We start from the raw sequence: 25,065 nt of genomic DNA, 5'->3' as shown, positions 1-25,065 counted from the left end.
GCTGGCAGTCACCGGGTGACTGCCAGCCACCGCCATCTCGCCGGCCGGGGTGAGCCTCAGCCGCAGGCAGGCACGTCCGGAAGCGGCGCGGGTACGCCGACGGAGGGGATGCCGAGGCCGACCGTCGCCGGCTTCGGGGCCGCGGTGCGTGACTCCCACGCGTCGCCGGAGCGGGTCCGTCGCACCGACCGCACCGGGCCGTCGGCGACGAGGTGGTGCGGGGCGGCGTAGGTGATCTCGACCGTCACCATGTCGCCGGGTCGTACGCCCTCGGCGTCGACCTGGGAGAAGTCGGCGTTGAAGTGGACGAGCCGGTTGTCGGGCGCGCGGCCGGAGAGCCGGTGGGTCTCGGCGTCCTTGCGCCCCTCCCCCTCGGCGACCATCAGTTCGACGGTGCGGCCGACCTGCGCCTTGTTCTCCTCCCAGGCGATCTCGTTGACGAGGTCGACGAGCCGGCCGTAGCGGTCCTTCACGACCGCGGGGTCGATCTGGTCGGGCAGGTCGGCGGCGGGAGTGCCGGGCCGCGGGGAGTATTGGAACGTGAACGCCGAGGAGAAGCGTGACTCCCGGACCACGCGCAGCGTCTCGGCGAAGTCCTCCTCCGTCTCGCCGGGGAATCCGACGATGATGTCGGTGGTGATGGCGGCGTCGGGAATGGCGGCCCGGACACGGTCGATGATCCCGAGGAACTTCGTCGAGCGGTAGGAGCGGCGCATCGCCCGCAGCACGCGGTCGGAGCCGGACTGCAGCGGCATGTGGAGCGACGGCATGACGTTGGGCGTCTCGGCCATCGCCTCGATGACGTCGTCGGTGAACTCCGCGGGGTGCGGCGAGGTGAAGCGCACCCGCTCGAGGCCCTCGATGTCACCGCAGGCACGGAGCAGCTTCGAGAAGGCCTGGCGGTCGCCGAACTCCACGCCGTAGGCATTGACGTTCTGGCCGAGCAGCGTCACCTCGGTGACGCCCTCGGCCACCAGGGCGCGGATCTCGGCGAGGATGTCGCCGGGCCGACGGTCCTTCTCCTTGCCGCGCAGGCTCGGGACGATGCAGAACGTGCAGGTGTTGTTGCAGCCGACCGAGATCGAGACCCAGGCGGCGTACGCCGACTCACGCTTCGTCGGCAGGGTCGAGGGGAAGACCTCGAGCGACTCGAGGATCTCGACCTGCGCCTCCTCCTGGACCCGCGCCCGCTCCAGCAGCGCCGGCAGCGAGCCGATGTTGTGGGTGCCGAACACGACGTCGACCCACGGCGCCTTCGCGGTGATCGTGGCGCGGTCCTTCTGGGCGAGGCAGCCGCCGACGGCGATCTGCATGCCCGGATGGGCGGCCTTGACCGGCGCCAGGTGGCCGAGGTTGCCGTAGAGCTTGTTGTCGGCGTTCTCCCGCACCGCGCAGGTGTTGAAGACGACCACATCCGCCTGCCGGCCGTCCTGCGCCTTCGCATAGCCCGCCTCCTCAAGCAGCCCGGAGAGACGCTCGGAGTCGTGGACGTTCATCTGGCAGCCGTAGGTGCGGACCTCGTAGGTGCGCGGCGCGGCGGAGGCGGTGGACGTGGTCATAGCGGCTTCAAGGGTACGGCGGCCCACCCTCCGCCTCCTAAGCGAAGACCGCTCGGGAGCGGCCGCGCCGGAACCACCGCGCCCACCTCCTCCGGCGCGCCGAACGCCAATTACATTGTTTGTCAATGCTTGTTGGCAAGAGTTCCCTAAGAATCGCTAGGGTCTCGACGCATGACGGCAGTGGAAACGGAGCCGAGGAACACGCCGGCCGGTGAGGCCCTGGTGGTGCTCGACCACGTGGACAAGCACTACGGATCGCTCCACGTGCTGCAGGACATCAACCTGTCCATCAGACGCGGCGAGGTTGTCGTCGTGATCGGGCCGTCAGGGTCCGGCAAGTCGACGCTGTGCCGCACCATCAACCGTCTCGAGACGATCGACTCCGGGTCCATCATGCTCGAGGGCCAGCCGCTGCCTCAAGAGGGGAAGCAGCTCGCGAAGCTGCGCGCCGATGTCGGGATGGTCTTCCAGAGCTTCAACCTCTTCGCCCACAAGACGATCCTCGAGAACGTCACGCTCGGCCCGACCAAGGTGCGCAAGCAGTCGAAGTCGGCCGCCGAGAAGAAGGCCCGCGAGCTCCTCGACAGGGTCGGCGTCGGGCCTCAGGCGGACAAATACCCCGCCCAGCTCTCCGGCGGCCAGCAGCAGCGCGTCGCCATCGCGCGGGCGCTGGCGATGGAGCCGAAGGTCATGCTCTTCGACGAGCCGACCTCCGCGCTCGACCCGGAGATGATCAAGGAGGTCCTCGACGTCATGGTCGACCTCGCCAAGCAGGGCATGACGATGATCGTCGTCACCCACGAGATGGGCTTCGCGCGTACGGCGGCGGACCGGGTCGTCTTCATGGCCGACGGCCAGATCGTGGAGGAGAACACCCCCGAGGAGTTCTTCACCAACCCGCGCAGCGACCGCGCCCGCGACTTCCTCGGCAAGATCCTCAAGCACTGACGGAGTATCAGCACAACAGAACAGAAGGTGGACACGATGCGTTTGACCAGGTTCAAGGCTGTTGCCGTGGCGATCGCCGCGGCGGCGAGCCTGTCGGCGTGCGGGGGCAACGCCGGAAGCGACGAGGGCTCCGGTGTCGACGTCAAGGTCGCCAGCAACGCGGCCGACAGCTTCAAGGACGGCACGCGGATGAAGGAGATCGCCGAGTCCGGCAAGATCACCATCGGCGTGAAGTTCGACCAGCCCGGCATCGGCTTCAAGGGCGCCACCGACGACATGCCCAAGGGCTTCGACCCGCAGATCGGCAAGATCCTGGCTGCCTCGCTCGGCATCAAGCCCGAAGACATCACGTGGAAGGAGACGATCTCCGACAACCGTGAGCCCTTCCTCGAGTCCGGCGAGGTCGACCTCGTCATCGCGTCGTACTCGATCACGGACGAGCGCCGGAAGGTCGTCGGCCAGGCTGGTCCCTACTACGTGACCGGCCAGCAGCTCCTGGTGCCGAAGGACAGCAAGATCGACAGCATCGACGACGTCAGGGGCATGAACGTCTGCTCCGTGACGGGGTCGACTTCGCTCGACCAGATCGAGGCCAAGGGCGCCAAGCCCCGCGGCTTCGACACCTACTCCGACTGCGTCGACCAGGTGCTCAACGGCACCGTCGACGCGATGACCACCGACGGCGCCATCCTGATGGGCTACGCCGCGGAGAACCCGGACAAGCTCAAGGTCGTCGTCCCGCCGTTCTCCGAGGAGCGGTACGGCGTCGGCTACTCCAAGAGCCACCCCGAGATGTGCCAGTGGATCGTCGACACCCTCAAGAAGGCGGAGGACGACGGGACCTGGGCCAAGGCGTTCGAGGCCACGCTCGGCAAGTCGGGGGTCGCCACCCCCGAGCCGCCGGCGATGGATCCCTGTCCGGCGGCCTGACGACGGCTGTCCCGCTGACCACGAGTGGCCGGCCCTGCGGGGCCGGCCACTCCGCCACCACGGAAAGGTGAGTTCCCCTCCGTGAACCTCGTCTTCGAGCACTTCGACCTCTACCTGAGGGCCTTCGGGTGGACGGTCCTGCTCTTCCTCGCCTCGGCCCTCGCCTCCCTGGTCATCGGCACCGTCCTGGCCGCGATGCGCGTCGGACCCGTCTCAATCCTGCGCGCGGCCTCGACGGCGTACATCACCGTCGTGCGGAACACACCGCTGCTCGTGATGTTCCTGCTCATCTGCGTCGGCCTGCCGACCGTCGGGATCACCTTCCGGTTCGTCGAGGACTGGCATCTCGATGCCTTCTACTTCCGGTCGTGCATCGCGCTGACGCTCTACACCTCGACATTCGTCGCGGAGGCGATCCGCTCCGGGATCAACGCCGTCCCCCTCGGCCAGGCCGAGGCGGCCCGTGCCGTCGGGCTCACCTTCGGGGGCACGATGACGCAGGTCGTGCTGCCGCAGGCGTTCCGAGCGATCGTGCCGCCGCTGGCCAGTGTGATGATCGCGTTGCTGAAGAACACCTCGGTGGCCTACGTCTTCGGCGTCGTCGAGGCCACCGCCCGGATGAAGTACTTCACCAACATCACCGCCCGCGACGAGGGCGTGTTCGTCCTCTTCGCCCTCGGCTACATCGTCCTCGTCGAGATGGTCTCCCTCGGAGCCTACAGCCTCGAGCGCCGCTGGAAGGTCTCCCGAGCATGAGCGCCAACCTGCTCTTCGACAGCCCGGGCCCGAAGACCCGCGTCCGGCACCGCGTCTACGCCGTCGTCGCCCTGGTGGCGCTGGTCGCCCTCGTCGCCTGGGTCGTGACGCTGCTGAACGACCACGGCCAACTGGACTACGACCTGTGGGAGCCGTTCATCACGCCGGACTACGTCCGTGCGCTCCTCGTGGACGGCCTGCTCCAGACGCTCAAGATGGCCGGCGTCTCGGTCCTCTTGGCGGTCGTCTTCGGTGCGGTCTTCGGGGTGGGCAAGCTCTCCGACCACGCTCCGGTCCGGTGGGTCTGCTGGGTGGTCGTGGAGTTCTTCCGTGCCGTCCCCGTGCTCCTGCTGATGATCTTCCTCTTCTTCGCCTACGGCGTCGGCGAGTCGGGCATCGGGCCGTACTGGTGCGTCGTCATCGCGCTGACGCTCTACAACGGCTCCGTACTCGCCGAGGTCTTCCGGGCCGGGATCCTGGCCGTCCCGCGGGGACAGTCGGAGGCGGCGTACGCCATCGGGCTCCGCAAGACGCAGGTCATGACCGGGATCCTGCTGCCGCAGGGCGTGAAGATCATGCTCCCGGCGATCATCAGCCAGTGCGTCGTGGCGCTCAAGGACACCAGCCTCGGCTACGCGATCACCGCCCCCGGCCTCACCTACATCGGCGAGGCGATCTACGGCGAGTTCCACAACCAGATCCCGACGATCGTCGTGCTCGCGGTGCTCTACGTGGCCGTCAATCTCGTACTCACCGGCATCGCCACCTGGGCCCAGCGCAGACTAGTCGGAGAGAAGAAGCAGCTCGAAGTCGGCATGACGGCACTCGCGGCAGCCGCAGACCCACACGGAGACAAGTGAGCCGACGATGCAGGTAGCTGATCAAAGACCAAACGATGGCGTTGACAGACCAACATCAACTCGACAGCCTGTCCCTATGAAACGAATACTTCAAGTTCTCGGGGCGGCGATTTTTGCGGCCGTATTCGCGGTATTCTGCATCCAGCCCCCGGCGCAGGCCGCCACCAAGTGGAGCGCCGGCAGGCTCGTTAAGAGCGTTCCCACCCTCAATGGGACTACCTGGGCGTTCTACAAGCCCGGCTGCTCCTCTGGATACGCGGCAGCCGGCGGCGTCAAGCTCTACGGCGATTACCTATACGTCAAAGACACTTGCAAGGACGGCCATTCCGCGATTGTTGAATGGCGCGAGGCGAAACACCCGGCCAATCGATGGATCTGCAAGAACAGCCACGGCAAAGGAACTATCGTCCGCTGCAACTTCAACTGGCCCGAAACATCCGGCATCCTCATTGTCGGACTCTCCGATGGCAACAAGATCCTATACCTCGCCGATGGCTCGTCTCTTGCAATGAATCAAAACGGCACCGGCGAGACCTATCCCTGCGGATTCTGCCTCTAGCGATTAACGGCCGCTGGCCGCAGGTCGGCAGCCTTGCGCTGACTGTGGGGATTCACTCTGCACTCTGATGGTGTTGGGCTGTGGCTGGCAACCGCGGGTGTGGCTCTTGCACTGACTGGCTTCGTGCCCTTGTCGGGACTTGTCCGCTCGTGGTTGCCGGCCCGGCCCGGTCGGAGCAGCTGGCCTGATCAGGAGCTTGACCGACCGGTGTTCGCGCACCGGCCGTATCTCATCACAGGGTCGAGCACCGCACCGGTGTGGGCATCGACCGCGGCGGCCGTGTGCGTGTCGACGCCGATGACGACATCGAACACCTCGCGTAGATCGGTCAGACCGGTCATGCGTTCTCTCCTTGCGGGGAGCGGATGTGGTTCCGGTCGGGGGCGGGGATTCGGCAGGAAAGATCACCATCGACGCAACGTTGAGGGGTACGAGTCCCCTGCTGGAGTCTGCTGAGTCCTACCCGCTGCCCGTCAGGGCGATCGAAGGCACCGGCGGCCATGGCGCCGGGCTGACCCGGCGCCTGGTGCAGGGTCAGGAGCTCGTTGCCGAACTCGACCGTCCCGAACGCGCGCACCGCCGCAACGGCGCGAAGTCCGACCCATTCGATGCCATCCGCGCGGCCCGGGAGGCATTGGCCCGTCTCAAGGTCGGCACCCGCGCGCATCCGGTGACCGCCAGGCTCTCTCTGTCCTACTGGCCGCCAGGCGGTCCGCGGTCGACGCCCGCGACTACAACGCCCGGCTGACAGCGCAAGGCAAGACAGGGCCCCAGATCAAGCGGTGCCTCAAGCGTTACATCGCCCAAGATCGCTACCGGATACTCCAACACCAGCGGCCATCGCCGGCTTGACGACCATAGGAGCGAGCGTCCAGTCAGGCGTCATTCCTCACGTCGCCTCGTCATGGGCAGAGACCGTCAGAATGTGTTCTGCCGCACGGCGCCGGGCCGGACAACCCCGGTCGCAGACGACGCTGACGAACCGCTCGATCATCCCCCGCCACACCGACGTGGCGAGCGGCTCGTTGGCGAGCGCGGCGGCATGGAGAGCCTGGGGGACGATGTCGGGCGTGTTCTCCGGGTGGAACTACGCGCCCCTGGCGACCTCGCGTGATCGGCACGCCGCCGGTCTCCCTCAACGACGCCGGCCTCGACGCGGCTGCCCAGGACAAGCACCGCATGATGCGCCAGCGTCTCCGGGAGCGGCTGCTCGGCGCGTACACGATCTCCAGCGTCAGGTCCGCCGCCCCAACCACTCCCCCAGCCGGCATGGCTCGCCGCCCGGCGAGTGCTGGACGACCGGGACAGAGGGGTGTCACTTCTTGCGTGTCACCCAGAGCCTGATGACGCCCTCGATGACGACGGTGCCGTCCTCGCGGACGCCCTTGACACGCACCGGCAGGTCGGGGTCGTCACCGGTCCACTGCTCGGGGGCGGTCTCGGCGATGCAGGTGATGTCACTGGTCGCCTTGGCTGTGTAGGCGACCTCCATGCCCTTGGGGATCCAGCGCTTGGCATCCGGGATCGTCGCCTCGGCGAGCGCACCCATCGCCATCTCGAGACCGTTGCAGAGCGCGATCGCGTGCACCGTCCCGATGTGGTTGTGGTTGCTCCGGCGGTTGGGCACGACGACCTCGGCGTAGTTCGGCCGCAGCTCCGTGACGCGCGGGTGGATGGAGCCGAAGTACGGCGCCTTCCGGCTGAAGGCGAACGTGAAGACCCGCTTGCCGGCCACCGCCCCGACGACGGGCACGGAGGTCGCGGTCTTCCAGAAGCTGTAGAGCTGGGTCATGGCGCGATCCTAGCGGCCGTGGTTACCGGTCGGTAACAGCCGGTCACGCCCGACTCAGGACAGCGACAGGAAGAGCCGCTCGAGCTCGGCGATCTCGTCAGGGGCGGCTCCGCAGGATGCCTTCCGGCTCAGCTCGTCCACGAGGAGCGCGAACGCCGCCTTGTCGAGGGCGCGAGTGACCGCCTTGAGCTGTGAGACCACGTCAGCGAGCTCGCGCCCCTCCTCGATCATGCGCAGCACGCCGCCGAGCTGACCCTGCGCCCGGCGTACGCGATTGACCACTCCCGTGGTGTCGGAGTCGCGCGGTCGCGGGACGCTCAGGTCGTCGGTCAAGGTCACACCCTTTGCCTCGTTGGATCTGATCGCGAGCCCGCCGGCCGAGCCCTTCAGTAAAACCCTTGTCCCCACTCAACGCGCGAGCACGGCAACCGTTACACGGCTCGGCCGACCAGATCGCCGGCTGACTGACGGGTCAGTCAGCCGCCGGCAACGCCCACACGACCTCGACCCGGTTGCCGAACGGGTCACGCACGTGGAAGCGCTGGAACGTCCCGGCGTTGTGGCGCTGGCTCCAGTCGACGTGATAACCCAGCTCGGCGAGACGCTCTCCCAGCGCCTCCAGTTCGGCCTCGGTGTCGACGGCCAGCGCAGGGTGTGCTCGCTGAGGTGGAAGATGAGGATCCTCGACGCCGAGATGGACCTCGGCGCCGCCCTCGGCGCGGAACCACACACCACCGCGCCCGGCCAGCGCGGCGGGCTTGGGGATCTCGGTCATGTCGAGTCCGTCGCCATAGAAGCGGCGCGCGTCGTCCTCGCCCCCTGCAGGGAGTCCCACCTGGACGTGATGGAGCCTCACACGCCCTCGCCCCCACCCGCAGCGGGCACCACTCGGGCAACACAGAAGATCCGCCGGAACGGGAGCACGACGCGTCCGCCGTACGCCGGATAGGCGACCGCCAGCCGGCGACGGAGCTCCTCGGCGAAGCGCGGCCACAGCTCGGCCGGCAGGGCCGCCGCGGTCGGCCGCAGGCTGGTCCCCGAGATCCAGTCGAAGACGGCGTCCTCGCCGGTCAGCACGTGGAGGTACGTCGTCTCCCAGGCGTCCACCTCGCAGCCGGCCGCACGGAGGGACTCGAGGTAGACCACCGGGTCGTGCGACGCCGGCCGCGCGAGGCCCCGGGTGTGGGCGGCGTACGGCTCCTCGGCGGCCAGCTCCTCGCGGATCGTGTGGCTCGGCTCGCCGAAGTTGCCGGGGACCTGGAACGCGAACCAGCCCCCGGCTGGGACCGCCCGGACGAGGGTCGGCAGCAGCTCGAGGTGACCCGGGACCCACTGCAACGTCGCGTTCGAGACCAGCACGTCGACCGACCCCGGCTCGACGCCACGCGCCCAGTCGCGCAGGTCGGCGACCTCGAAGGCGAGGTCGGGGACCGACGCGCGCGCCTTCGCGATCATCGGCTCGCTGCTGTCGACCCCGACGACCGCGGCGCGCGGCCAGCGCTCGGCGAGCAACCGGGTGAGGTTGCCCGGGCCGCAGCCGAGGTCGACGACACGGCGCGGAGCCGCCTCGCCGGTCGCACCGACGCGGGCGAGGAGCTCGACGAACGGTCGGCCCCGCTCGTCGGCGTAGGCGAGATAGCGGTCAGGATCCCAGGCGTGCGGCATGGCGCCTCCTCGATAGATATCTTGACATCAAGATATCTTCACTCTGGCACCGCATTTTCTCGACGTCAAGATTCTCGACGCGACAGCGGTCGGCTACCCTCGGCAGCATGAGGGACGAGGTCGACGACCTGAGCGAGGCCTGGGCACGCGAGCGCCCCGACCTGGACCTGTCACCGGTCGCGATCTTCTCCCGGCTCTCTCGTCTCTCCCGCCACCTCGACCTCGCCCGGCGCGACGCCTTCACGACCCATCACGTCGAGTCGTGGGAGTTCGACGTGCTCGCCGCGCTGCGCCGGGCCGGGGCGCCGTACGAGCTCTCGCCGGGGCGCCTGCTCCGCGAGACCCTCGTGACCAGCGGCACGATGACCAACCGGGTCGACCGGCTCACCGCACGCGGCCTCGTCGAGCGGCTGCCCGATCCCGCCGACCGACGCGGGGTGCTCGTGCGCCTCACGCCCGAGGGGAAGGCGGCCGTCGACGGTGCCTTCGAGGCGCTGCTCGCCGCCGAGCGGGAGTTCCTCGCCGAGCTCGACGAGGAACAGCAGGACCAGCTCGCCGACCTGCTCCGCCGGCTGCTCGGGCCGTTCTCGGAGGGCTGAGCACGGCGTCGCATTTCCCCGGCTGGCCGGGGAAATCGGAGCTGGTCAGGTGTCTCGTTCCCTGACAACCTCCGACTTCCCCTGACAAGCGCCCCTACTCCAGGAGCTCGGCGGCCTCGAGCCATTCCAGCTCGAGCCCCTCCTTCTCCGCGGCCAGGACGTCGAGCTCGGCGCTCAGCTCCGCGAGACGGGTGTAGTCGCTGGCGCTCTCGGCGATCGCCAGGTTGAGCTTCGCCTCCTCCTCGGCGATCCGGGCCAGACGCTTGTCGATCCGGGCAATCGTCTTCTTCGCCTCGCGCTCCTGCGCCGAGCCGGGCTTCGCCGTACGCCGCTCGGGAGCGACTGACGTCTCGCCGGAAACGACTGACCTCTCGGCGGAAACGACTGACCTCTCGCCGGGAACGGGTGACGCCTCGGCGGGGAGGCGCCGCTCGAGGTACTCGTCGACGCCGCGCGGCAGCATCGAGATCTGGCCGTCGCCCAGGAGCGCCCACACGGAGTCGGTGACACGCTCGAGGAAGTAGCGGTCGTGGGAGACGACGATGAGCGTGCCGGGCCAGCCGTCGAGGAAGTCCTCAAGGACGTTGAGGGTCTCGATGTCGAGGTCGTTGGTGGGCTCGTCGAGGAGCAACACGTTGGGCTCGGTCAGCAGCAGCCGGAGGAGCTGGAAACGGCGCCGCTCCCCACCCGAGAGGTCACCGATCCGGGTGACCAGCTTGTCGCCGGTGAACCCGAACCGCTCCAGCAGCGCGGTCGCCGTCAGCTCCTGGCCCTCGAGCGTCTTCGACACCCGGCGGATCGATTCCACCGTCGGCAGCACACGCCCCTCGGGGTCGAGGTCGTCGAGCTGCTGAGTGAGGTGCTGGAGCGCGACCGTGCGACCGTGGCGCACCCGGCCTACGGCCGGCGGCAGCTCCCCGGCCAGCAGCGAGAGCACCGAGGTCTTGCCGGCCCCGTTGACGCCGACGATGCCGATCCGGTCCCCCGGCCCGATGCGCCAGGTGGCGTGCGAGAGCAGGGTGCGGTCACCGCGGACGAGATCGACGTCCTCGACGTCGATGACGTCCTTCCCGAGCCGCTGGGTCGCGAACCGCTGCAGCTCGAACCGGTCCCGCGGCGGCGGCACGTCCTCGATGAGCTGGTTGGCCGCCTCGATCCGGAACTTCGGCTTCGAGGTCCGCGCCGGCGCGCCACGCCGCAGCCAGGCCAGCTCCTTGCGGACGAGGTTCTGCCGGCGTACCTCCGAGGCGGCGGCCTGCCGCTGCCGCTCCGCCTTGGCGAGGACGAACGCGGCATAGCCACCCTCGTAGGCGTCGACCTGACCGTCATGGACCTCCCAGGTCCACTGGCACACCTCGTCGAGGAACCAGCGGTCGTGGGTGACGACGACGAGCGCCGACGTACGCCGGGCGAGGTGCTGCGCGAGCCAGGCGACGGCCTCCACGTCGAGGTGGTTGGTGGGCTCGTCGAGCACGATCAGGTCGTGGTCGCCGAGGAGGAGCTCGGCGAGCGCGCAGCGGCGACGCTCGCCGCCGGAGAGCCCCACGACGGCGCGGTCGAGCTCCACCCCCGCCAGGAGCACCTCGACGATCTCGCGCGTGCGGGCGTCCGCGGCCCATTCGTGGTCGCTGCGGCCACCGAGCACGGCCTCGCGCACGGTGTGGGTGTCGACGAGCTGGTCGCCCTGGTGGAGGTAGCCGACGAGGAGGCCGCGCTGCCGGGAGACGCGGCCGGAGTCGGGCTCCTCGAGACCGGTCATCACCTCCAGGAGGGTGGTCTTGCCGTCCCCGTTGCGCCCCACGATGCCGACGCGGTCACCGGCGTTGATGCCGAGGGACACGTCATCGAGGAGCGGGCGGACGCCGTACGCCTTGGAGACGTGCTCGAGATTGAGGAGATTCGCCATGTCGACTCCATTGTCCGGCAGGGGCCAACGGTCGCCCAACCGCGGACGGTCAGGCGTAGGAGACGACGTGGGCGCCGGCGACGGGTGCGGCCGCGATCCGGACCTCGTCGTGACCGAGGGCGTGGAGCCCCGCCGCGACCTCGCGGGCCTCGTCGCCGGTGCCGCACAGGAAGAGACAGGTCGGCCCGGACCCGGAGAGGAGCGCCATCGTCGCGCCCGCACGGTAGCCGTGCTCCAGCGTCGTCTCGAGCTCCGGCCGGAGCGACAGCGCGGGGTCCTCGAGGTCGTTGCGCAGCGCGATCGCGAGGCCGTCGGTGTCGCCGTCGCGCAGGGCGCCGTAGAGCCGCTCGGGGATGCTCGGCTGCGTCGCGGCCGGGGAGAGCCGGTCGAACTCGGCGTACACCTTCGGGGTCGAGAGCCCCTCGCCGTGGGGGACGACGACCCACCACCACTGTCCACGGTCGACGAGCGGGGTGACGATCTCGCCGTGGCCGCTCCCCTCGGCCGTGCCGCCGACGAGCGCGAACGGCACGTCGGAGCCGAGCTCGGCGGCGAGGGCGAGCAGGTCCTCGTCCGCGGTCCGCAGCCCCCAGAGCCGGTCCAGCGCCACGAGCGTGGCGGCGGCGTCCGCGGAGCCGCCGGCCATGCCGCCGGCGACCGGGATGCCCTTGTGGATCACGATTCTCGCCCGCTTGTCGAGGCCGTGGTGGGCGGTGAGCGCGCGCCCGGCCTTGACCGCGATGTTGTCCGCGTCCAGGGGTACGCCGGCGACCGGCTCGGTCAGCTCCACCGACCACTCCTCGGCGTCGGCGACGGTGACGTCGTCATAGAGCCCGACCGCCTGATAGACGGTCGCGAGCGGGTGGAACCCGTCGGCACGGCGGGGGCCGACGCCGAGGAAGAGGTTGATCTTCGCAGGGGCACGGACCGTCACGCTCACGCGGTGGCCCCTCCGCCCGGCGAGAGCTCCTCGGTGATCCGCACGAAGGCGTCGATGTCGAGCGACTCCCCCCGCGCCATCGGGTCGACGCCGGCGGCGACGAGGGCCGCCTCGGCCCGCTCCGCCGAGCCGGCGAGGCCCTTGAGGACGCCGCGCAGGGCCTTGCGCCGCTGGGCGAACGCCGCGTCGACCACGGCGAAGACCTGCTGCCGGGAGACCGTGGTCGTGGGCGGCTCGTGGTGGGTCCAGGAGACGAGGCCCGAGTCGACGTTGGGCGCCGGCCAGAAGACATTGCGGCCGATCGCGCCGGCGCGACGCAGGTCGGCGAACCAGGCCGCCTTGACGGACGGGACGCCGTAGACCTTCGAGCCGGGCTTGGCGGCGAGCCGGTCGGCCACCTCGGACTGCACCATGACGAGCCCCTTCTGCAGCGACGGCAGCAGCGCCATCAGGTGGAGGAGCACCGGCACGGAGACGTTGTAGGGCAGGTTGGCCACGAGCGCGGTCGGCGCCGGACCGGGCACCTCGGTGACCCGGAGCGCGTCGGCGTGGACCAGCTCGAACGATGCCGCCTGGGCGGGCGCGAGCTCGGCGATCGTGCGCGGCAGACGCGCGGCGAGGAGCGGGTCGACCTCGATCGCGGTGACGCGTCCGGCGACCTCGAGCAGGGCGAGGGTCAGCGATCCGAGGCCGGGTCCGACCTCCACGACGACGTCGTCCGCCCCCACACCCGACTCCCGGACGATCCGCCGGACGGTGTTGGGGTCGATCACGAAGTTCTGTCCGCGCTGCTTGGTGGGCCGCAGGTCGAGCTCCCCCGCCAAGGCCCTGACCTCCGCCGGCCCGAGCAGACGTGGGGCGGGACTGGCGGTCATGGGCGAGAGCCTAGAGGGCATCCCGGCGGCAGGGTGCATCCGGTGGCCGGCCGAGTCGGCGCGGATGGACGCCGACTCGGCCGGTCGAGGGTCAGGCGCGGGCGCCGCAGACCGGCCACGCGCCGTAGCCGCCCTCGGCGGCGCGGACGCGCTCGGCGACGGCGATCTGCGCGGCGCGGCTGTTCTGGTCGGGGCGGCCGCTGCCGCCGTACGCGTGCCAGGTCGAGAGGTTGAACTGCAGGCCGCCGTAGTAGCCGTTGCCGGTGTTGGCCGCCCAGTTCCCGCCCGACTCGCACTCCGCGATGCGGTCCCAGGCGGAGTTGCCCGAGGCGTAGTTGGTGGTGACCGGACGGGCCTTGGTGCCGACCTTGACGATCCGCGGCTGCGCCTTGGTGATCGTGCGGGCGCTGACGACGCTCTTCGCGATCTCCTGACCGTTGCGGTAGGTGATCCGGTAGGTCACGTCGCGAGCGCCGTCGCTGCCGTCGCTGACGACCTTGGTCTCACCGTCGAAGAGCGAGGAGTCGTCCCGCTCGATCGTCGGCGCCGCGATGGCCTCGCGAGGAACGCGCTTGGTCTTCACGTCGTAGTCGGTGAAGACGATGCGCTGGCCGTCGCGGAGCAGGGCCCCAGGCTTGGGCGTCACGGTGTCGCGGCCCTTCGGGTGGACGCCCAGCTTCTGCAGGGCGTCGAGGACCGTGAGCGCGGTGATGCTCCTTTTCTGCGCCCGGTGACCGGCAAGCTGCACAGTGACCTTCTTCGGCGTGATGACCTCGAGCGCAAGCCCCTCGCGCCCGATCGGCGCGCTGCGGCTCGTGGAGAGGTCGGCGTTGCCGCCGAAGGCACGGCCGATCTCGGAGAGCGCGCCGTTCACGTCGGTCGCGGTGACCCAGTAGGTCTGGTCCTTGCCGTCGACGTCGAGCTTGAGCTTCCGGCCGTACTGCACCGAGACGGCGCTGCCGTCTTCGACCTTGGTGTCGAGGCTGGGTACGACGACGTCGTGGGCGCCGAGCTTGATCCCGGCGTGGTCGAGGACGTCGCCGACGGTCGACGACATCGAGGTGACCTGGCGCTTGTGGCCGTCGACACTGAGGCTCACGTTGGTGGAGAGGGTCTGGTACCCCCAGGTTGCCCCGCCGGCCGCGACAGCGGCCACGGCGACCAGTCCGATGAGGACCGGACGGCTCCGACGCGAGGTGGAGAAGGTGCTGATCTTCTTGACGGCGCGGCCGAAGACCGAGGTGTTGCTGGACGCCACAATGCTCCGATGTTCGTGCTCCCCGGGCACAGGTGGCGGCGCTCGAAGCCCCCACAGCGCTGCCTGATGATGCTCCCGATCCCGGCGTTCAGTGGTCTAGCCCAACCCGATCATTTCGGGAAATGCAAGTCGCCGACTGCGATGCGGACCGCACTCAGCGGGGCAACGTGACCCATGTCTCGCGCTCGTGCCGGCGTGGCGGGGGACCTTCGACGAGCTACCAGGAGCCGCCGAACGCCGCGTCGGTGTTGGCGTTCACCGCGTGGCAGAGCACCTCGAGATCATCGCCGCGGACCTCCGCCATGAGCCGCATCGTGAGCGGGACGAGATAGGAGGCGTTGGGGGCGCCGCGGTAGGGCGTCGGGGTGAGGTACGGCGCGTCGGTCTCCACCAGGATCCGGTCGCGCGGGGCGACGGCGAGCGCGTCGCGCAGCGGCTGGGCGTTCTTGAAGGTGACCGTCCCCGCGAACGAGAGATAGGCGCCCCGGTCGAGGCACGCCCGGGCGAAGTCGGCGTCCCCGGAGAAGCAGTGCATCACCCAGCGCTCCGGAGGCCCGACGCTGTCGATCACCTCGAGCACGGCCTCGTGCGCGTCCCGGTCGTGGATGACGAGGGTCTTGTCGAGCCGCTTCGCCAGGTCGATGTGGCGGCGGAAGGAGTAGGCCTGCGTCTCGCGCCCGTCCTCCGCGGTGCGGAAGAAGTCCAGCCCGGTCTCCCCCACCGCACGCACCCGGTCGTGGGCCGCGAGCCCCTCGATCTCCGCGAACGCCGCCTCGAAGTCGTCGTGGAGCGGCGCGTCGTTGGGATGGAGCGCGACGCCCGCGACCACGGCGTCGTGGGCGGTGGCCGTCTCGACCGCCCAGCGCGCACCCGGCAGGTCGCAGCCGATCTGCACGATCCGCGTCACGCCGACCGCGGCGGCTCGTGCGAGCGCCTCCTCGACGGAGAGCAGCGTGCCGTCCCGCTGGATGTCGAGGTGGCAGTGATTGTCCACCACCGGCACCGGGAGAGCCTCCTCCGGCACGGGTGGGTAGGTGTGCGGGTCGTGGCGCGGACTCATGCGACGCCTCCGTCGCGGTGGACGGCGTCGTACACCTCGCGCTTGGGCAGGCCTGCTCGCCTCGCCACCTCCACGATCGCCTCCTTGCGGCTCGTCCCGTCCTGCTCGAGCGCCGCGACGGCGGCGCGCAGGCTCGCGGGGTCGGTGTCCATCGCGGCGGTCGGGGATGCGCCCGAGACGACGATCGTCACCTCGCCACGCACCCCTTCCGCGGCCCACGCGACCAGCTCGCCGAGCGGCCCGCGGCGTACCTCCTCGTGGGTCTTGGTGAGCTCGCGGCAGACCGCGGCCGGGCGGTCCTCCCCGAAGGCGTCGCGCATCGCGGCCAGCGCCGTCTCGGTGCGGTGCGGCGCCTCGAAGAACACCATCGTCCGCTCCTCCGACGCGAGCGCGGCGAGCCGGCGGCCGCGCTCGCCCGCCTTGCGCGGCAAGAAGCCCTCGAAGCAGAACCGGTCGACCGGCAGGCCGCTGACGGCGAGCGCGGTGAGCACCGCGCTCGGGCCGGGAACGGCGGTCACGAGGATGTCGTGCTCGACTGCGGCCGCGACCAGGCGATAGCCGGGATCGGAGACGCTCGGCATCCCCGCGTCGGTCACCAGCAGCACCCTGCGCCCGGCGAGCAGCTCGTCAAGGAGCGCCGGCGTCCGGGCCTGCTCGTTGCCCTCGAAGTAGGAGACGACCCGGCCCGTCGGCGTGACGCCGAGCTCGCCGGTCAGCCGCTTGAGGCGCCGGGTGTCCTCCGCCGCGATCACCTCGGCAGTGGCGAGCTCGTCGACGAGCCGGGGCGGGGCGTCCGCGACCCGGCCGATCGGCGTCGCCGCGAGGACCAGGACGCCGTCGGGTTCCGCTGAGCTCACGGGTCGATTCTGTCAGGTCGGGTCCCGCGGTGTCGGCCCGGCCGGGTGTGGCCGCGCCACGTAGAGTTCGCGGACGTGACGGCCGGGACCCAGGAGCGCGAGCGCACCGTCGGCCTGTCGCGCACCGCCCTCGGCGCAGCCGTGCCCTCGGCCTGGCGGCGCGCCGACCGTCGTCTGCGCGAGAGCCCGCGACTCGGTTGGGCGGCGAGCCTGGCCGTGACGGTGCTCGCGTTCGTGCTGCGGATCTGGCACCTCTCGACACCCAAGGCGTTCGAGTTCGACGAGACCTACTACGCCAAGGACGCCTGGTCGCTGCTCCACTTCGGCTACGCGCGCAACTACGTCGACGACGCCGACCGCCACATCCTCGCCGGGGTGACCACCGGGCAGTGGCAGGACAGCCCGGAGATGATCGTCCATCCCGACGTCGGCAAGTGGCTCATCGCCGCCGGCGAGAAGGTCTTCGGGATGGACCCGTTCGGCTGGCGCATCGCCGCCTGCCTCGTCGGGTCGCTGATGGTCCTGCTCCTCATCCGGTTCGTCCGGCGGCTCACCCGCTCCACGATGCTGGGTGTCGTCGCGGGGCTGCTGATGTGCTTCGACGGGCTCGAGTTCGTCCTCTCCCGGCTGGCGCTGCTCGACATCTTCGTCGCGTTCTTCGTGCTGCTCGCCGTCCACTGCATGGTCGCCGACCGGGACTGGTGCCGGGCGCGGATGGCCCGACTGACGCCGTCGCCCGAGACCACCACGTCTCCCGTCTCGCCCAGCTGGGGCCCGGTCCGCCGGCTGCTCCTGCGCCCCTGGCTCCTCGCCGCCGGGCTCTCCTGGGGCCTCGCCCTCGGCTCGAAGTGGGAGGCGGCCTACCCCCTCGCCGCCTTCGGCGTGCTCTGCCTCGCCTGGTCGATCGGCATGCGGCGCTCCTTCGGCGTACGCCACGCGTGGGTCAAGGCCACGATCGTCGACGGGATCCCTGCCTTCCTCCACCTCGTGGTCGTCGCGGTCGTCGTGTACGTCGCCACCTGGATCCCGTGGATGGCGCACGCACACGTCTACGAGCAGTCGCTGTCCTCGACGCAGTACACGCAGTACACCGGCCACGGGCACTGCGACGGCACGACGTACGTCGCCGACGACCTCGACCCCGACAAGCGCTGGCCCACCGCGACCGAGCCGGACGCCCACGGCCTCGGCGAGGCCTGGCAGTCGCTGCGGTCGCTCTGGTACTACCACCGCGACGTCTACACGTTCCACACCCACTTCCTGAACTGCGCGACCCACACCTACGCCTCCCAGCCGGCCGGCTGGCTGCTGCTCAACCGACCGGTAGGGGTCGCCGCCGACGTCGACATCAAGCCCGGGCAGCAGGGCTGCCACGCCGCGCCCGGCGAGACCTGCCTGCGGCAGGTGCTGCTGCTCGGCACGCCGGTCCTGTGGTGGGGCTCCTGCGTCGCCGCGGTCGCCGGCCTTGTGCTCTGGCTGGGCGCACGGGACTGGCGCTTCGGCATCGCGATCGTCGGCATCGCCTCGACCTGGCTGCCGTGGCTCACCTACGCCGACCGGCCGATCTTCTCCTACTACACGATCGTCACCCTGCCGTTCCTCGTCCTGGCCAGCACGCTCGTGATCGGACGCCTCATCGGGCCGGAGCGGGCGTCGGGCCGGCGTCGTACGCTCGGCGTGGTCGTGGGCGGCGCCTTCCTCGTCCTCGTGCTCGCCAACTTCGCGTGGTTCTGGCCGATCTACACCGATCAGCTCCTGGCCCGGCCCGAGTGGCTCGACCGGATCTGGTTCAGCCGCTGGATCTGAATCTCTGCCAGGCTGGGCCCGTGAAGCTGCGCGGGAAGGTCGTCACCCCCGACGAGGTGATCGAGGACGGCGTCGTCGAGGTCGAGGGCGATCGGCTCGTCGCGGTGCGGCCCGCGGACGACGTTCGCGACGGCGCCCGCGCGGACGCCCGGGAACCGACCGACGACTGGCTGCTCCCCGGCCTGGTGGACATCCACAACCACGGTGGCGGCGGCGCGAGCCTCACCGCCGCCGACCCCGCACAGGTCGCGACCGCGGCCGCCACCCACCTGGCCGCCGGGACGACGAGCCTGCTCGGCAGTGCCGTCACCGACGCTCCCGACCGGATGCTCGCCGTCGTCGCGACGCTCGCCGACGCGGTGGAGGCGGGCGTGCTGTCCGGCATCCACGTCGAAGGCCCCTTCCTGGCGGAGAGCTGCCGCGGCGCCCAGGACGCCGCCCACCTGCGCGCGCCCGACACGGGGCTCGCGCGTGACCTGATCGCCGCCGGACGCGGCCACGTCCGGGTGATGACGCTCGCCGCCGAGCTCCCGGGCGCGGACGCCGTCGCCGACCAGCTCGCCGCCGACGGCGTCGTCGTCGCGCTCGGCCACACCGCCGCCACCGCCCCGGTCGCCCGGGCCTTCCTCGCCGCGGGACGTGCGCCCCTCGTCACGCACCTGTTCAACGGCATGCCGCCGATGCATCACCGCTCCCCCGGCCCCGCGTTGGCCGCCCTGGCCGCCGCCGCGGACGGGGTCGCCTGCGTGGAGCTGGTCGCCGACGGCGTACACCTCGACGACGAGACCGTGCGCGCCGCCCTCACCCTCGCCGGGGACCGCGCCGTGCTCGTCACCGACGCGATGGCCGCCGCGGGGATGGCCGACGGCGACTACGAGCTCGGGCCGCAGCAGGTCGAGGTGCGCGACGGCGTCGCGCGGCTCGCCGGCGGCGGGGCGATCGCGGGCGGGACCAGCCGGCTGGCGGAGCAGGTACGCCGCCACGCGGCCGCCGGGCTCGACCCGGTGCGCCTCGTCCGCGCCGCCGCGACCACCCCTGCGGCCGTCGCCGGGCTCCCCGACGTGGGGGCGCTCCGGCCCGGACTGCGCGCGGACGTCCTCGTCGCCGACACGTCGCTGACGGTGACCCGGGTCATGCGCGCCGGGCAGTGGGTCGGCGGCGCTTAGCCCCGCATCGACCCGGGTGGCAGGATCGGGGCATGTCGGTCGTGAAGATCAACGCCCTGTCCGTGCCTGCCGGTGCCGGCGACGAGCTCGAGAAGCGCTTCGCGGCGCGCGCCGGCACGGTCGAGGACTCGCCGGGGTTCCTCGGCTTCCAGCTCCTGCGCCCCACTCACGAGGGCGGGCGCTACTTCGTCGTGACCCACTGGGCCGACGAGGAGTCGTTCCAGGCCTGGCGTGAGGGTCGGGCGGGTGCGGCCCATGCCGCCGAGCCGGGCGGTGAGCCGCGGCGTCCGGTGTCCTCGGGCGCCGAGCTGCTCGAGTTCGAGGTCGTCCTCGACGTCAGGCCCCAGGCCGGCCCGGAGGCCGACCAGTGAGCGCACCCGCGGACCAGCGCGCCTCCGCCGACCGTCGTACGACGCCGGCCAGACTCGCCTCGAGGGCCATGCTGCTCGGCCTGCTCGCCGACGTCGTCTGCGTCCTCGTGTTCTCGCTCGCCGGGCACCAGTCCCACGAGGCGAGCGCCTCCCAGTTGGTGACGCTGCGCATCGCCTGGCCGTTCCTCGTCGGCTGCCTCGTGGGGTGGGCCGTCGTGGCGAGGCGGTCGTGGACGGCGTACCGGGTCTGGCCGGCCGGCACCACGGTCCTCGCCGCAACCTATGTCCTCGGCCTGCTGCTCCGGCTGGTGTCTGGCCGCGGCATCTCCGGCGGCTTCCCGATCGTGACGATCGTCTTCCTCGCCGTCACCATGCTCGGCTGGCGGCTCGTGGTCGGGTTCGTGCGCGCCCGCCGCTGAGGCCAGCAGCCAAAGTGTCACGGTGACACTCTGCGCCGTCGGTGACAGATCCGAGCTGTCACCCACGCCCCAAACTGTCACCGTGACAGTGTGGCGAGGCGAGGCGCCTTACGACGAGAGATCGGCGCTCCAGCGCTCCTCGATGCGCCCATAGCGCCAGACGGCGAGGGCGAGCGCCCAGGCGACGACGAAGAGCCCCACGATGCCGTACCCGGCGTAGTCGAGCGGGATCGACGCGATCGCGGCCAGGGGGCCGTGCGTGATGGAGAGCCGGTCGGCGACGACACCGATGAGCTCAATGGTGCCGATGACGAGGGCGACCGCGACCGAGATCGACGTGATGGTGATGTTGTAGAAGATCTTGCGGACCGGCTTCGCGAACGCCCAGCCGTAGGCGTAGTTCATGAAGACACCGTCGACCGAGTCCATCAGCGACATCGCCGCGGCGAACAGGATCGGCAGGACGAGGATCGAGTAGAACGGCAGGTTGAACGCCGCCGCGCCACCGGCGAGGACGAGCAGGCCGACCTCCGTTGCGGTGTCGAAGCCGAGCCCGAAGAGGACGCCGATCGGGTAGATGTGCCACGGCTTGCGCACCGACTTGGTGAGCCCGCCGAGGAACCGGTTCATGAAGCCACGGCTGTCGAGCTGGCGCTCCAGCTCCGCCTCGTCGTACTCGCCCTGGCGGAGCTTCGAGAAGACCCGCAGGATGCCGAGCAGCGCGACCAGGTTGAGGATGCCGAGCACCCACAGGAAGAGACCGGAGACGGTCGGGCCGATCATGCCGGTGATGGTGTGGAGCGTGGAGCCGTCGTCCTCGACCGACCCGACCAGGGCCTTCACCCCGATGGAGAGCAGGAACGCGAGCGCGAACACGATCGTGGAGTGGCCGAGCGAGAACCAGAAGCCGACGGTGAGCGGCTTGCGATCGGTCCCCTTCTCCTGCGCGTCCTGCAGCAGCTTCCGGGTGGTGTTGTCGACCGCCGCGATGTGATCGGCGTCGAAGGCGTGCCGCAGGCCGAAGGTGTAGGCGAGGACGCCGACGCCGACGGTGAAGACGGGATGGTCGCCGCCGAGCTCGAAGTGCTGCGGCGCGACGAGGCCGAAGAGCACGCCGAAGCCGAGGACGTGGAGCGCCACCACGACGCTGCCCATCATGACGAGCGAGCGGCGGTCGGCCGCACCCAGGCTGGCTCGGAACTCCCGGAAGTGGCTCACGCGCTCTCCTCGTGTCGACGACGCCTCGGCGGCCTATTGCGAATCTATCGCAATAGAGAGCGTACGACGACAGCCCGGTCGCTCAGTCGGCAGGGTCGCGCAGCACCCGGTCCAGGGTGGCCAGCGCGCGCACCACCTGGGGAGACTCCTCCCCCGCTCGCGTGCCCACCAGGAGATCGATCCCGGAGGATGCCGGGACCAGCGGCCGGTACGTCGCCCCGCTGATGCCCAGCGCGGCGACCGGCTCGGGCACGACGGAGACCCCGAGCCCGGCCGCGACGAACGTCACCAGCGTCGACGTCTCGGCGACCTCGTGCCGGATGCGCGGCGCGAAGCCCGCCTCGCGGGCGAGCTCGAGGACGAGATCGTGCATCACCGACCGGCCGTGGCCGGCATGGACGACGAGGTCCTCCCCGGCGAGGTCCGCCATCGCGAGCCGCTTGCGCCGGGCGAGCCGGTGACCGTCGGGGAGCACCACGATGAGGCGGTCCCGGCGTACGGCTCGGACGACGACGCCCGGCTCGAGCACCGGCGGCCTGAGCAAGGCCAGGTCGATCTCGCCGGCAACCAGGGCCGCGACCAGGTCCGGGCCCAGCATCTCACCGCGGAACTCGACGTCGATCCCGGGCAACTCCTCGCGCAGGCTGCGGGCGAGCCGCGGCAGCAGGGAGTACGTCGCCGAGCCGACGCACCCGAGCGTGAGCGCCCCCTCGAGGCCGGCGTCGACGCGACGCGCCTCGTCGCCCGCCTCGTCGACGGCCGTGAGGATGTCGCGCGTGCGCTCGAGGAACGCGGCACCTGCTGGGGTCAGCTCGACCCGCCGGGTGCTGCGGCGCAGCAGCTCCACGCCGAGCTCCGCCTCGAGCGCACGGATCTGCTGGGAGAGCGGGGGCTGCGCGATGTGGAGGCGTTCGGCGGCGCGGCCGAAGTGCAGCTCCTCGGCGACGGCGCGGAAGTAGCGAAGATGTCTCAGCTCCACGCGACTAAGACTCTCAGAATATCGATCGGCGGGAAATGGATACTTCCCCCTCTCCCCCGGGCTCCGTAACGTGACTCACATGGCCGATCTCTCACAGTCCTCCGGCAACGACGTCGTCATCTGCGAGCCGCTCCGCACCCCGGTCGGCCGCTTCCTCGGCGCCCTCGCCCCGCTCAGCGCCACCGACCTGGCGACCACCGTCCTCACCGAGCTCGTCGCACGCACCGGCCTCGGCGAGGGCGACGTGGACGATGTCATCCTCGGCAACGGCTACGCCTCCGGCGAGAACCCCGCGATCGGTCGCATCGCGGCGCTCGACGCCGGCCTCGGCATCGGCGTCCCGGGCCTCCAGATCGACCGCCGTTGCGGGTCGGGCCTCCAGGCTGTGATGTACGCCGCCGGCATGGTCGCCACGGGTGCCGCGGGCCTGGTCGTGGCCGGTGGCGCGGAGTCGATGTCCAACGTCGAGCACTACGCGCTCGGCCTGCGCAGCGGACTCAAGCAGGGTGGCGTCGAGCTTGCCGACCGCCTCGACCGTGCCCGCCTCACCGCCGGCGGCAAGGACCACCCCATCCCGGGCGGGATGATCGAGACCGCGGAGAACCTCCGCCGGGCCTACGGCATCAGCCGCGAGGAGCAGGACGAGATGGCGGTCCGCTCCAACCAGCGTGCCGTCGCGGCCCACGAGGCCGGCAAGTTCGCCGACGAGTTGGTCCCGGTGACCGTGCCCGGCAAGCGCGGCAAGCCCGACACCGTCGTCGACCGCGACGAGCACCCCCGTGCCGACGCCTCGATGGAGACGCTCGGCAAGCTGCGCCCGATCCGGCTGAAGATCGACGCCGAGTCGACGGTCACCGCCGGCAACGCCTCCGGCCAGAACGACGGCGCCGCGATGTGCGTCGTCACGACCCGCGCGGAGGCCGAGAAGCGCGGCCTCACCCCGCTGCTGGCGCTGAGGTCGTGGGCCGTCACCGGCGTCGCCCCCGAGACGATGGGCATCGGCCCGGTCTCCGCGAGCGCCTCGGCCCTCGAGCGGGCCGGGCTGACGCTCGACGAGATCGACCTGCTCGAGATCAACGAGGCGTTCGCCGCGCAGGTCATCGCCTGTCTGCGCGAGTGGAAGATCGACGCAGACGACGAGCGGCTCAACCCCAACGGCTCGGGGATCTCCCTCGGCCACCCGATCGGCGCGACCGGTGCGCGGATCCTCGCCACGGCCGCCTACGAGGCACGCCGCCGCGAGGCGCGCTACGTGCTCGAGACGATGTGCATCGGCGGCGGCCAGGGGATCGCTGCCGTCTTCGAGGCGGTCCGCTGACCGTCGTACCCCTGCTGAATCCCCGCAGCACACCACAAGAAGATTCGGAGCACTCATGACCCTGGACAAGGTGGTCGGGTCCGCCGCGGAGGCGGTCGCCGACATCCCCGACGGCGCCAGCCTGGCCGTCGGCGGCTTCGGCCTGGCCGGCATCCCCTGGTTCCTCATCGACGCGCTGGTCGCCCAGGGCGCGGGCGACCTGAAGGTCGTCTCCAACAACTGTGGCGTCGACGGTGCCGGCCTCGGCCTGCTCCTCGAGGCCCACAAGATCACGCGCGTGATCGCGTCGTACGTCGGCGAGAACAAGGAGTTCGCGCGGCAGTACCTCGCCGGCGAGCTCACCGTCGAGCTGACCCCGCAGGGCACCCTCGCCGAGCGGCTGCGCGCCGGCGGCAGCGGCATCGGGGCGTTCTACACGCCGACCGGGGTCGGGACGCTCGTCTCCGAGGGCGGCATGCCGTGGCGCTACAACACCGACGGCACGGTGGCCGAGGCGTCGCCGGCGAAGGAGGTGCGCGAGTTCCACGGCAAGAAGATGGTGCTCGAAGAGGGCATCGTCACCGACTTCGCGCTCGTCCGGGCCGCGGTCGTCGACCGGGCCGGCAACGCGGTCTTCCACGCCGCCTCACGCAACTTCAACCCGCCGGCCGCGATGGCCGGTCGCGTCACGATCATCGAGGCGGAGAAGGTCGTCGAGGTCGGCGAGCTCGGCCCCGACGAGGTCCACCTGCCCGGCATCTTCGTCCAGCGCATCGTCGAGCTCACTCCCGAGCAGGCGTCCCGCAAGGACATCGAGAAGCGCACCACCCGCCAGCGTCCGAGCAAGGAGGCCTGAGATGCCCTGGAACCGCGATGAGATGGCGGCCCGCGCCGCGAAGGAGCTCAACGACGGGGACTACGTCAACCTCGGCATCGGTCTGCCGACGCTGATCCCCGACTACATCCCCGAGACGTCCACCGTCGTCCTCCACGCCGAGAACGGCATCCTGGGCGTCGGCCCGTTCCCGTACGACGACGAGGTCGACCCCGACCTCATCAACGCCGGCAAGCAGACGGTGACCGTGCTGCCGGGGGCGTCGTACTTCGACTCTGCGACGTCGTTCGCGATGATCCGCGGCGGCCACATCGACGTCGCCGTGCTCGGCGCGATGCAGGTCGCGGTCAACGGCGACATCGCCAACTGGATGATCCCGGGCGCCATGGTCAAGGGCATGGGCGGCGCGA

Annotated in this window: 28 protein-coding genes; 14 read left to right on the top strand and 14 right to left on the bottom strand. The window is 70.6% G+C overall.

Features of this window, described 5'->3' with window-relative positions:
- Positions 1-56: 56 nt before the first annotated feature.
- Entirely contained in the window at positions 57-1,559 is a 1,503-nt protein-coding gene (miaB, locus tag AB3X52_RS17805) for a tRNA (N6-isopentenyl adenosine(37)-C2)-methylthiotransferase MiaB (RefSeq protein ID WP_367995442.1), read from the bottom strand.
- A gap of 171 nt (positions 1,560-1,730) precedes the next feature.
- Between miaB and AB3X52_RS17800 the strand changes: the two genes are divergently transcribed.
- The 5 genes from AB3X52_RS17800 to AB3X52_RS17780 all read left to right on the top strand — a co-directional run bounded on the left by AB3X52_RS17800 (position 1,731) and on the right by AB3X52_RS17780 (position 5,612).
- Complete coding sequence (locus tag AB3X52_RS17800; RefSeq protein WP_437440576.1) at positions 1,731-2,507, top strand: amino acid ABC transporter ATP-binding protein; 777 nt, start codon at positions 1,731-1,733, stop codon at positions 2,505-2,507.
- A gap of 36 nt (positions 2,508-2,543) precedes the next feature.
- The gene (locus AB3X52_RS17795; protein ID WP_367995441.1) at positions 2,544-3,437 is read left to right on the top strand and encodes a glutamate ABC transporter substrate-binding protein; all 894 of its coding nucleotides are present in this window, start codon (positions 2,544-2,546) and stop codon (positions 3,435-3,437) included.
- 81 nt (positions 3,438-3,518) lie between these two features.
- Positions 3,519-4,193 (top strand): amino acid ABC transporter permease, encoded by a 675-nt coding sequence (locus AB3X52_RS17790; protein WP_367995440.1) that lies wholly within the window; start codon positions 3,519-3,521, stop codon positions 4,191-4,193.
- Entirely contained in the window at positions 4,190-5,053 is an 864-nt protein-coding gene (locus AB3X52_RS17785; RefSeq protein WP_367995439.1) for an amino acid ABC transporter permease, read from the top strand. The genes AB3X52_RS17790 and AB3X52_RS17785 overlap by 4 nt, the downstream gene beginning before the upstream one ends.
- Before the next feature lie 76 nt (positions 5,054-5,129).
- The gene (locus tag AB3X52_RS17780; protein WP_367995438.1) at positions 5,130-5,612 is read left to right on the top strand and encodes a hypothetical protein; all 483 of its coding nucleotides are present in this window, start codon (positions 5,130-5,132) and stop codon (positions 5,610-5,612) included.
- 188 nt (positions 5,613-5,800) lie between these two features.
- On the opposite strand, the gene AB3X52_RS17775 is transcribed toward AB3X52_RS17780, so the two are convergent.
- The gene (locus AB3X52_RS17775) at positions 5,801-5,953 is read right to left on the bottom strand and encodes a hypothetical protein (protein WP_367995437.1); all 153 of its coding nucleotides are present in this window, start codon (positions 5,951-5,953) and stop codon (positions 5,801-5,803) included.
- 26 nt (positions 5,954-5,979) lie between these two features.
- On the opposite strand from AB3X52_RS17775, the gene AB3X52_RS17770 reads away from it, so the two are divergent.
- On the top strand, positions 5,980-6,360 hold the full coding sequence (locus tag AB3X52_RS17770; RefSeq protein ID WP_367995436.1) for a hypothetical protein: 381 nt from the start codon (positions 5,980-5,982) through the stop codon (positions 6,358-6,360).
- A 567-nt stretch (positions 6,361-6,927) separates the two neighbouring features.
- On the opposite strand, the gene AB3X52_RS17765 is transcribed toward AB3X52_RS17770, so the two are convergent.
- The 4 genes from AB3X52_RS17765 to AB3X52_RS17750 all read right to left on the bottom strand — a co-directional run bounded on the left by AB3X52_RS17765 (position 6,928) and on the right by AB3X52_RS17750 (position 9,069).
- The gene (locus tag AB3X52_RS17765; RefSeq protein WP_367995435.1) at positions 6,928-7,404 is read right to left on the bottom strand and encodes a hotdog fold domain-containing protein; all 477 of its coding nucleotides are present in this window, start codon (positions 7,402-7,404) and stop codon (positions 6,928-6,930) included.
- A 54-nt stretch (positions 7,405-7,458) separates the two neighbouring features.
- Positions 7,459-7,737 (bottom strand): metal-sensitive transcriptional regulator, encoded by a 279-nt coding sequence (locus AB3X52_RS17760; protein ID WP_367995434.1) that lies wholly within the window; start codon positions 7,735-7,737, stop codon positions 7,459-7,461.
- Positions 7,738-7,876: 139 nt separating this feature from the next.
- Positions 7,877-8,260 (bottom strand): VOC family protein, encoded by a 384-nt coding sequence (locus AB3X52_RS17755; RefSeq protein WP_367995433.1) that lies wholly within the window; start codon positions 8,258-8,260, stop codon positions 7,877-7,879.
- Positions 8,257-9,069 carry a methyltransferase domain-containing protein gene (locus tag AB3X52_RS17750; RefSeq protein ID WP_367995432.1) on the bottom strand — a complete coding sequence of 271 codons (813 nt, stop codon included), beginning with the start codon at positions 9,067-9,069 and terminating at the stop codon, positions 8,257-8,259. Before AB3X52_RS17750 ends, AB3X52_RS17755 begins: the two co-directional genes overlap by 4 nt.
- 107 nt (positions 9,070-9,176) lie before the next feature.
- Here AB3X52_RS17750 and AB3X52_RS17745 point away from each other — a divergent pair, with 107 nt between their 5' ends.
- Positions 9,177-9,668 carry a MarR family winged helix-turn-helix transcriptional regulator gene (locus AB3X52_RS17745; RefSeq protein WP_367995431.1) on the top strand — a complete coding sequence of 164 codons (492 nt, stop codon included), beginning with the start codon at positions 9,177-9,179 and terminating at the stop codon, positions 9,666-9,668.
- Between the two features lie 94 nt (positions 9,669-9,762).
- Here AB3X52_RS17745 and AB3X52_RS17740 read toward each other — a convergent pair whose 3' ends face one another.
- From AB3X52_RS17740 to rsmI, 6 genes are all read right to left on the bottom strand, one after another.
- Positions 9,763-11,574, bottom strand: a complete 1,812-nt coding sequence (locus AB3X52_RS17740) for an ABC-F family ATP-binding cassette domain-containing protein (protein WP_367995429.1) — start codon at positions 11,572-11,574, stop codon at positions 9,763-9,765.
- A 49-nt stretch (positions 11,575-11,623) separates the two neighbouring features.
- A complete protein-coding gene (locus AB3X52_RS17735) occupies positions 11,624-12,514 on the bottom strand; it encodes a 4-(cytidine 5'-diphospho)-2-C-methyl-D-erythritol kinase (protein ID WP_367995428.1) in 891 nt (296 codons plus the stop codon).
- The gene (rsmA, locus tag AB3X52_RS17730; protein ID WP_367995427.1) at positions 12,511-13,389 is read right to left on the bottom strand and encodes a 16S rRNA (adenine(1518)-N(6)/adenine(1519)-N(6))-dimethyltransferase RsmA; all 879 of its coding nucleotides are present in this window, start codon (positions 13,387-13,389) and stop codon (positions 12,511-12,513) included. The genes AB3X52_RS17735 and rsmA overlap by 4 nt, the downstream gene beginning before the upstream one ends.
- A gap of 91 nt (positions 13,390-13,480) precedes the next feature.
- Positions 13,481-14,647: a resuscitation-promoting factor gene (locus AB3X52_RS17725; protein ID WP_367995426.1), complete on the bottom strand. Its 1,167-nt coding sequence runs from the start codon at positions 14,645-14,647 to the stop codon at positions 13,481-13,483.
- A gap of 217 nt (positions 14,648-14,864) precedes the next feature.
- Positions 14,865-15,707 (bottom strand): TatD family hydrolase, encoded by an 843-nt coding sequence (locus AB3X52_RS17720; protein WP_367995425.1) that lies wholly within the window; start codon positions 15,705-15,707, stop codon positions 14,865-14,867.
- Entirely contained in the window at positions 15,704-16,564 is an 861-nt protein-coding gene (rsmI, locus tag AB3X52_RS17715) for a 16S rRNA (cytidine(1402)-2'-O)-methyltransferase (RefSeq protein ID WP_367995424.1), read from the bottom strand. The genes AB3X52_RS17720 and rsmI overlap by 4 nt, the downstream gene beginning before the upstream one ends.
- A gap of 75 nt (positions 16,565-16,639) precedes the next feature.
- On the opposite strand from rsmI, the gene AB3X52_RS17710 reads away from it, so the two are divergent.
- The 4 genes from AB3X52_RS17710 to AB3X52_RS17695 are packed head-to-tail and all read left to right on the top strand — an operon-like array spanning position 16,640 to position 20,326.
- On the top strand, positions 16,640-18,370 hold the full coding sequence (locus tag AB3X52_RS17710; RefSeq protein WP_367995423.1) for a dolichyl-phosphate-mannose--protein mannosyltransferase: 1,731 nt from the start codon (positions 16,640-16,642) through the stop codon (positions 18,368-18,370).
- A gap of 20 nt (positions 18,371-18,390) precedes the next feature.
- Positions 18,391-19,536: an N-acetylglucosamine-6-phosphate deacetylase gene (locus AB3X52_RS17705; RefSeq protein ID WP_367995422.1), complete on the top strand. Its 1,146-nt coding sequence runs from the start codon at positions 18,391-18,393 to the stop codon at positions 19,534-19,536.
- Between the two features lie 32 nt (positions 19,537-19,568).
- Positions 19,569-19,907: an antibiotic biosynthesis monooxygenase family protein gene (locus tag AB3X52_RS17700; RefSeq protein ID WP_367995421.1), complete on the top strand. Its 339-nt coding sequence runs from the start codon at positions 19,569-19,571 to the stop codon at positions 19,905-19,907.
- On the top strand, positions 19,904-20,326 hold the full coding sequence (locus AB3X52_RS17695; protein ID WP_367995420.1) for a DUF3054 domain-containing protein: 423 nt from the start codon (positions 19,904-19,906) through the stop codon (positions 20,324-20,326). The genes AB3X52_RS17700 and AB3X52_RS17695 overlap by 4 nt, the downstream gene beginning before the upstream one ends.
- Before the next feature lie 108 nt (positions 20,327-20,434).
- Here AB3X52_RS17695 and nicT read toward each other — a convergent pair whose 3' ends face one another.
- Positions 20,435-21,544, bottom strand: coding sequence for a Nickel transporter NicT (gene nicT / locus AB3X52_RS17690; protein ID WP_367995419.1), 1,110 nt, complete (start codon positions 21,542-21,544; stop codon positions 20,435-20,437).
- An 82-nt stretch (positions 21,545-21,626) separates the two neighbouring features.
- On the bottom strand, positions 21,627-22,523 hold the full coding sequence (locus AB3X52_RS17685) for a LysR substrate-binding domain-containing protein (protein ID WP_367995418.1): 897 nt from the start codon (positions 22,521-22,523) through the stop codon (positions 21,627-21,629).
- A gap of 79 nt (positions 22,524-22,602) precedes the next feature.
- On the opposite strand from AB3X52_RS17685, the gene AB3X52_RS17680 reads away from it, so the two are divergent.
- The 3 genes from AB3X52_RS17680 to AB3X52_RS17670 form a co-directional block, all read left to right on the top strand.
- The gene (locus AB3X52_RS17680; protein ID WP_367995417.1) at positions 22,603-23,841 is read left to right on the top strand and encodes an acetyl-CoA C-acetyltransferase; all 1,239 of its coding nucleotides are present in this window, start codon (positions 22,603-22,605) and stop codon (positions 23,839-23,841) included.
- A gap of 55 nt (positions 23,842-23,896) precedes the next feature.
- A complete protein-coding gene (locus tag AB3X52_RS17675; protein ID WP_367995416.1) occupies positions 23,897-24,676 on the top strand; it encodes a CoA transferase subunit A in 780 nt (259 codons plus the stop codon).
- 1 nt (position 24,677) lies between these two features.
- The coding region (locus AB3X52_RS17670) for a CoA-transferase (RefSeq protein WP_367995415.1) at positions 24,678-25,065 on the top strand (388 nt) is incomplete at its 3' end.

Origin of the sequence: Nocardioides eburneus (genome assembly GCF_040838215.1) — a bacterium.
Taxonomy (GTDB): Bacteria; Actinomycetota; Actinomycetes; order Propionibacteriales; family Nocardioidaceae; genus Nocardioides; species Nocardioides eburneus.
Note: the sequence above shows the minus strand (reverse complement) of the source record. Positions and strands in the feature narration are given on the sequence as shown.

Bases quoted from the DNA above. Each gene is read 5' to 3' on its own strand.
- miaB (WP_367995442.1), bottom strand. From the start codon at position 1,559: ATGACCACGTCCACCGCCTCCGCCGCGCCGCGCACCTACGAGGTCCGC.
- AB3X52_RS17800 (WP_437440576.1), top strand. From the start codon at position 1,731: ATGACGGCAGTGGAAACGGAGCCGAGGAACACGCCGGCCGGTGAGGCC.
- AB3X52_RS17795 (WP_367995441.1), top strand. From the start codon at position 2,544: ATGCGTTTGACCAGGTTCAAGGCTGTTGCCGTGGCGATCGCCGCGGCG.
- AB3X52_RS17785 (WP_367995439.1), top strand. From the start codon at position 4,190: ATGAGCGCCAACCTGCTCTTCGACAGCCCGGGCCCGAAGACCCGCGTC.
- AB3X52_RS17780 (WP_367995438.1), top strand. From the start codon at position 5,130: ATGAAACGAATACTTCAAGTTCTCGGGGCGGCGATTTTTGCGGCCGTA.
- AB3X52_RS17775 (WP_367995437.1), bottom strand. From the start codon at position 5,953: ATGACCGGTCTGACCGATCTACGCGAGGTGTTCGATGTCGTCATCGGC.
- AB3X52_RS17765 (WP_367995435.1), bottom strand. From the start codon at position 7,404: ATGACCCAGCTCTACAGCTTCTGGAAGACCGCGACCTCCGTGCCCGTC.
- AB3X52_RS17750 (WP_367995432.1), bottom strand. From the start codon at position 9,069: ATGCCGCACGCCTGGGATCCTGACCGCTATCTCGCCTACGCCGACGAG.
- AB3X52_RS17745 (WP_367995431.1), top strand. From the start codon at position 9,177: ATGAGGGACGAGGTCGACGACCTGAGCGAGGCCTGGGCACGCGAGCGC.
- AB3X52_RS17740 (WP_367995429.1), bottom strand. From the start codon at position 11,574: ATGGCGAATCTCCTCAATCTCGAGCACGTCTCCAAGGCGTACGGCGTC.
- rsmA (WP_367995427.1), bottom strand. From the start codon at position 13,389: ATGACCGCCAGTCCCGCCCCACGTCTGCTCGGGCCGGCGGAGGTCAGG.
- AB3X52_RS17720 (WP_367995425.1), bottom strand. From the start codon at position 15,707: ATGAGTCCGCGCCACGACCCGCACACCTACCCACCCGTGCCGGAGGAG.
- AB3X52_RS17700 (WP_367995421.1), top strand. From the start codon at position 19,569: ATGTCGGTCGTGAAGATCAACGCCCTGTCCGTGCCTGCCGGTGCCGGC.
- AB3X52_RS17680 (WP_367995417.1), top strand. From the start codon at position 22,603: ATGGCCGATCTCTCACAGTCCTCCGGCAACGACGTCGTCATCTGCGAG.
- AB3X52_RS17675 (WP_367995416.1), top strand. From the start codon at position 23,897: ATGACCCTGGACAAGGTGGTCGGGTCCGCCGCGGAGGCGGTCGCCGAC.